Annotated in this window: 3 protein-coding genes; 2 read left to right on the forward strand and 1 reads right to left on the reverse strand. The window is 30.2% G+C overall.

The features are described 5' to 3' along the window. Nucleotides 1-23 precede the first annotated feature (23 nt). Nucleotides 24-1,547 (reverse strand): glutamate--tRNA ligase, encoded by a 1,524-nt coding sequence (gltX, locus tag OU788_RS11630; protein WP_274635324.1) that lies wholly within the window; start codon nt 1,545-1,547, stop codon nt 24-26. A 233-nt stretch (nt 1,548-1,780) separates the two neighbouring features. On the opposite strand from gltX, the gene OU788_RS11635 reads away from it, so the two are divergent. Then, the gene (locus OU788_RS11635; protein ID WP_274635325.1) at nt 1,781-5,065 is read left to right on the forward strand and encodes a DUF4175 family protein; all 3,285 of its coding nucleotides are present in this window, start codon (nt 1,781-1,783) and stop codon (nt 5,063-5,065) included. 35 nt (nt 5,066-5,100) lie between these two features. After that, nucleotides 5,101-5,555, forward strand: a 455-nt coding sequence (locus tag OU788_RS11640; protein WP_274635326.1) for a hypothetical protein, incomplete at its 3' end; no start/stop codon positions are given.

Here is a 5,555-nt window from a genome sequence, read left to right on the forward strand (position 1 = left end):
CGCTAATTAGCGGCTTTTTTGTGTTATGATAATGCGTTTATTGCATTTTGTATTCTTGAAATGGTAGTTTCTTTACCAATCATTGTCATAATATCAAACAAATCTGGTCCTGCTAACTTACCTACTAAACTTAAACGAAGTGGTTGCATTACTTTACCAAAACCAATTTCTTTAGAAGTAATCCACCCTTTAATTTCTGTTTGAGCATTTTCAATTGAAAAATCTTCAATTTTAGAAATCACTTCAATTAACTCTTGCATTAAAGCTCCAGTTTCTGGTTTCCATTGTTTCTTTGCTGCTTTCTCATCATATTCTGAAGGATTTTCAAAGAAAAAGTTTGATAACTCCCAGAAATCTGCCACAAACGTAGCACGTTCTTTTATCAATCCAACTACTTTTTCAGCAAAAGCTTCGTCCGTTTTAATTCCTTTTTCTTCAAGAATAGGTAAGTATAAATCGGTTAAAAACTTGTCTGATTTTTGTTGTAAATACTGTTGATTAAACCATTTGGTTTTATCTGGACTGAATTTCGCTCCTGATTTACTTACTCTACTTAAATCAAATGCTTCAACCAATTCTTCTAAACTGAACATTTCTTGTTCCGTTCCTGGATTCCATCCTAAGAAAGCTAACATATTAATAAAAGCATCCGCAAAATATCCGTCTTCTCTGTATCCACGAGAAACATCACCCGTTTCTTCATTTGTATATTCTAATGGGAAAACAGGGAAACCTAATTTATCACCATCACGCTTACTTAATTTTCCTTTTCCTACTGGTTTTAAAATTAGCGGTAAGTGTGCAAATTTTGGTGCTTGCCAATCAAAAGCGCGGTATAATAATTCATGAAGTGGGAGAGAAGGTAACCATTCTTCACCACGAATTACGTGCGAAATTTCCATTAAATGATCATCAACAATATTTGCTAAGTGATAAGTTGGCATACCATCTGACTTAAACAAAACTTTATCATCTAAAGTATTTGTTTCAACTTTAATCGTACCACGAATTTCATCTTGTAAAATCAACGTTTCGTCTTGTGGTGTTTTAAAACGGATTACATATTTATCACCAGCATTAATTTTAGCATCAACTTCTTCTTTAGATAATACTAATGAATTTACCAATCTTCCTTTTTCACGATTGTGCCAATTGTAAATAAACGTCTTTCCTTGCTCTTCATGATCTTTACGGTGCGCATCTAAATCTTCTGCAGTATCAAATGCATAGTAAGCCCATCCTTTTTCAATCAACTCATCAGCGTATTGTTTGTACAACTCTTTACGCTCTGACTGACGATATGGTCCAAATTTTTCATTTTTCCCTGGACCTTCATCAAAAGGAATAGTACACCATTCTAACGAATTGATGATGTATTGTTCTGCATTGGCTACATAACGAGTTTGATCTGTATCTTCAATACGTAATACAAAAGTTCCGTTATGTTTTTTAGCAAATAAATAATTGAATAAAGCAGTTCTTACACCACCCATGTGTAAAGGTCCTGTCGGACTCGGAGCAAAGCGTACTCTTACGTTCTCAGTCATTTTTTATTGATTTGAAAACGCAAAGATAGTTTTATGTTTAGAAATAGAAAAGAGAATCAAGATCGCTTCGCTGAAAGAAAAAGAGATAATTATAAGCAGTCATCTAATTCTGTTAATTTATGACTTCGTACAACCGGTTTTTAACGCTTTTCAAGCGTTTTTACCCTAAAATGATAGTTTACACAAATCTTAACTTAGAATTCCTTATAAAACACGTATTTTTATAATTACTTATGGGAGAGTTTAGTAAAATACAGCAAAAGCTACAGCAATTCAGTAGAAAATACTACACCAATGAATTGATAAAAGGAAGCATTTTATTTGTTTCGTTAGGATTGATATATTTATTTTTCACCTTATTTATTGAATATTTTCTTTGGTTACAACCTACAGCTAGAACCATTTTATTTTGGTTGTTTATTGCTGTTGAATTGTTTTTACTATTCCGTTTTATCTGTTTCCCTATCTTTAAAATTATAGGATTACAAAAAGGAATTTCTTTTGAAGAAGCTTCTAAAATTATCGGAAACCATTTTCCTGAAGTACAAGACAAATTATTAAACGTACTTCAATTGCAACAAACCAATCTGCAATCGGATTTATTAGCTGCAAGTATTGAGCAAAAATCGAAAGAACTACAACCTATTTCTTTCAACAAAGCCATCGATTTTAGCAACAATAAAAAATATTTGAAATATGTATTGATTCCTATTTTTATTTGGATGCTTTCTCTGCTTACAGGGACTTCTGAAAAGCTTTCTCAAAGTTTAAATCGTGTAGTGAATCATTCTGTGGCTTACAATCCTCCAGCGCCATTTTATTTCGATTTAACAGCTAAAGATTTGCGTGTAATTAAAGGAAAAGATATTACCATATATTTTCAAACGAAAGGGGAGGTTATTCCTAGTGAAGCAAAAATTCATTTTAACAATCAACAGTACTTTTTAGAAAATGAAGGAAACGGATTGTTCTCTTATACTTTTTCTGAAGTACAAATACCTATTGCTTTTTTTGCTAGTGCAAACGGAATTAATTCGCAAGAATATGAACTTACGATAATCAATACTCCTTCGATTCAAAACATTTCATTACACCTACAATATCCGTTTTACACAAAAAAAGGAAATGAGACTATTCGTAACACAGGAAATTTAAATGTTCCACAAGGAACATTTATTACTTGGGAGATTAAAACTTCTGAAACCGATACAGTTACCTTCATCAATAAAGAAAAAAGAGAAATTTTTACACAAAAAGAAAACGATCAATTTGAATTAAAAAAACAACTGATTGAAAGTTTACACTATCAAATTGCCACATCTAATAAAAACCTAAAAGACTACGAACAATTACAGTTTTCAATTGATGTGATTAAAGATGAATATCCAACCATTTCTGTAAATTCAAACATCGATAGTATTACTCGAGGTAATGCTCAATTTGCGGGTCAAATTTCCGATGATTATGGTTTTAAAAAACTAGAAATAGTTTATTACGATAAAAACAATACTCAGACTATTGAGAGCAAATCAATAACCATTAATAAGGAAAATATACAAACTTTTTATTTTGAATTCCCTGGTAGTTTAGATTTAAAAGAAGGAATAAATTATGAAATGTACTTTCAAGTGTACGATAACGACATTGTAAATGGCAGTAAAAAAGCCCTGAGTAAAAAGTTTAGTTATCGTCAAAAATCAGAAGAAGAAATAGAGGAGGAGCTTTTATTAGAGCAAAAAAACTACATTGAAAACATTAACAATTCTTTGGATCAACAGCAAAAAAGTAAAAAAGAATTAGAGAAAATACAGTTCGATTTACAGAATAAAAAGAACATCAATTGGAACGACCAAAAGAAAATTCAGAATTTGGTTAAACGTCAAGAGCAGTATAAAGAAATGATGCAGCGTCAAACTCAAAAATTACAAGAGAATTTCTCTGAAAAGAAAGAGGAAAATGAAACACTTCAAGAGAAAAAAGAAAATCTACAAAAGCGTATAGAAGAGCTTAAAAAACTTGATAAGCAACAAAAGTTATTAGATGAGTTAAAAAAATTGGCAGACAAACTAAATAAGGAAGAACTCATAAAAAAGACCAAAGAACTAGCTGAACAAAACAAACAACAAGAACGTAGTTTAGAACGTATTTTAGAAATGACAAAGCGTTTTTATGTTGAGCAAAAAATGTCTCAGTTAGCAAACAAGCTTGATGAATTATCAAAAAAACAAGAAGATTTAAGTAAGCAAAACACAACAAAAGAAGAGCAAAAAGAAATTAATACTGAATTTCAAAAAGCAAAAAAAGAATTAAATGAGCTTCATAAAGACAATGAAAATTTAAAACAACCCATGGAAATTCCTTCTATGGAAAATTTAGAAAAAGAAGCTCAAGAAGAACTTAATAAAGCGGATGAAAATTTAAAAAATAATCAGCAACAAAAAGCTAAAGAAAATCAGAAAAAAGCTTCTGAGAAGATGCAGCAAATGAGTCAGAAAATGCAACAAGCAATGCAATCGATGAGTGCTGAAATGGAAGAGGAGAATATGGAAGGTTTACGTCAGATATTAGAAAACCTAATTACATTTTCTTTTGACCAAGAAGCACTGATGGATGAGTTTTCTTCAACCAACTCATCACATCCAAACTTTGGTAAAAACCTTCAAAAGCAGCACCAGCTTAAAACTTATTTTGAACACATAGACGATAGCTTATTTGTGCTTTCTATGCGTATACCAAGTATCTCATCTAAAGTACAAGATCAATTAGCACAAGCGCATTATAATTTAGATCAATCATTAGAAAACTTTGCAGATAATTATTTCCAGAATGGAATATCAAACCAACAGTATGTAATGACTTCTGCAAACACTTTAGCAGATATGTTAAGCAATACATTAGATGCTATGCAAAATCCAAAACCAGGGAATGGAAAGGGGAAAGGAAAAGGTAAATCGTTTAGCTTACCAGACATTATTCAACAACAAAATGAACTAATGGAAAAGATGAAAGAAGGTATGCAAAAACAAAACCAAGGTAAACCTAAAGATGGTAAAGATGGACAAAAAGAAGGAGAGGGTGAAGGCGAAAAAAACGACGATTTAGATGGTGAATTATATCAAATTTATAAAGAGCAATCTCAGTTAAGAGAACAATTAGAAAATGCTATTAAAGAAGGAAACGGAGAAAATAAGGAAGCTAAAAAAGCATTGAAAAAAATGGAACAACTAGAAAATGAGATTTTAGAAAAAGGTTTTACGCAAGAAAGCATTAATAGAATGCAGCAATTAAATTATGAATTGCTAAAACTAGACAAAGCTACCTTTGAACAAAACAGAGAAAAACAACGTAAATCGAACACCAATTTACAAGAGTTTAACAACAATACTAGCAAAGAACTACAATTTAAAAAGTTGTTTTATAACCAAACAGAGATATTAAACAGACAATCACTACCTTTGCGCCAAAATTACAAGAAGAAGGTGCAAGAGTATTTTAATGTACCTCAAAAGCAAAAATAAATTAACTCTAACACATTATTATTTAATATTTTATAATGAATACTTTTTTAAAACTTTCATTTGTATTACTCTTTGTTTCTGTAAGTTATGCTAACAACGTAATTAACAATCTAGTTAAATTACCAAAACATTTTAAAGTAGAACACACTTTTTCTGGTGATTTAAACGAGACTGAATCTTTTCATTTAATCTTTTCTAAGAATAAAAAAAATAAATTATTTACAATTCATCCTTACGTCTTTGATGGAACTAACATTACACCATTAGATAATATAACAAATGATTCTTCTTATAGTTTAGTTTCCTTTCACAGAGATAATAATATTCTTTCTTTATTATTAAGTTTTAAAGAAGATAAAAAAGACTTTATAAAAAGAATTAACATTAATTTATTAAGCAAAGAAATTGAAGAAAGTGATGCTATAGAAAACGAAGATTTTTCTACTTCAATTAGAGAAGAAAATCGATCGATTTTAATTAATAAAAACAA

Source organism: Tenacibaculum sp. L6, from assembly GCF_028823685.1.
Taxonomy (GTDB): Bacteria; Bacteroidota; Bacteroidia; order Flavobacteriales; family Flavobacteriaceae; genus Polaribacter.

Coding starts and splice junctions, on each gene's coding strand:
- gltX (WP_274635324.1), bottom strand. CDS start 1,547: ATGACTGAGAACGTAAGAGTACGCTTTGCTCCGAGTCCGACAGGACCT.
- OU788_RS11635 (WP_274635325.1), top strand. CDS start 1,781: ATGGGAGAGTTTAGTAAAATACAGCAAAAGCTACAGCAATTCAGTAGA.